Here is a 1119-nt window from a genome sequence, read left to right as displayed (position 1 = left end):
GGGTGAGTTCTAGCTTGAAGTGCGACTTGCAAACGATAACAATGAGTTATCCCACGCAAGGAACCCGTCATGGAACGCACCTACTCGCATATTGACATGGATGAGCGGCGCAAGATCGCGCGCTGGCGTATGGCAAATATTTCTGTCGAAACTATTGCCGAGAAACTTGGTCGTCACCGTTCAACCATTTTCCGTGAGCTCAAGCGCAATCAGTTTAACGATGATGAGATCAAGAATCTGACCGGTTATTACTGCACGGTTGCGGATCAGAAAGCGCGTGAGCGGCGCTCGCGGCAACGCAAGCTCATTCGTTTTGCTCATTTGCGTCAATCCGTTGTCGACCGCATAAGCCATGGGTGGTCACCACAACAGATTGCCGGCAGAATGCAGTTGGAACGTCACCCCATCTCTGTCAGCCATGAAACGATCTATCAGTTTGTCTATTCTGCCGAGGGTCGGAAAGATGGGCTTTGGAAGCATCTGCCCGGGCGCCGTACCAAACGACGGCCACGACATGCACGACGACGTCATGGACGCCGTTTTTCGCCGGAACTAAGCATTCTTTACCGTCCTGATGTGGTCGCCAGGCGTAAGCAGTTTGGCCACTGGGAGTGTGATTTGATCCAGTTTCGCAAGAAGTTTGGTAAGGCTAATGTAACGTCTCTGGTCGAACGGGTCAGCCGCTTTACCGTCCTGTTGCGCAACAATGATCGTCAGTCCCGTGCTGTCATGAATGGACTGATTACCGTGCTGCAACCCCTTCCCCATATTGCACGTCGGTCGATCACCTTTGATCGTGGCACCGAGTTCACGGAATGGGCTTATCTGCAGGCCGGTATCGGATCGCAAACATGGTTTTGCGACCCACAATCACCCTGGCAAAAAGGAACGGTCGAAAACACCAACAGACGAACAAGACGATGGCTCCCCAGAGACCTTGATCCGCTCACACTAACTGACCGGGACCTGACATTCATTTGCAGTCGCCTCAACAATACGCCACGCAAATGTCTGGGTTACAAAACACCGGCAGAGATCTTCCGTCAGAAACTTGTCGCAAACAGACATCGATATGAATAAACTCTAACTCTAAAAGTCGCGGTTCAGCATGAACTCACA

The 1119-nt window shown here is 51.7% G+C and carries 1 protein-coding gene; it reads left to right on the top strand.

Annotated features, from left to right (window positions below; translation table 11 throughout):
- Positions 1 to 69: 69 nt before the first annotated feature.
- Complete coding sequence (locus tag FHW03_RS25960; protein WP_182523285.1) at positions 70 to 1080, top strand: IS30 family transposase; 1011 nt, start codon at positions 70 to 72, stop codon at positions 1078 to 1080.
- Positions 1081 to 1119 lie beyond the last annotated feature (39 nt).

It is taken from the genome of Ochrobactrum sp. RH2CCR150 (assembly GCA_014138095.1).
GTDB classification, from domain to species: Bacteria; Pseudomonadota; Alphaproteobacteria; order Rhizobiales; family Rhizobiaceae; genus Brucella; species Brucella gambitense.
The sequence above is the reverse complement of the archived record's forward strand: the minus strand, read 5'-3'. Positions and strand labels throughout refer to the sequence as shown.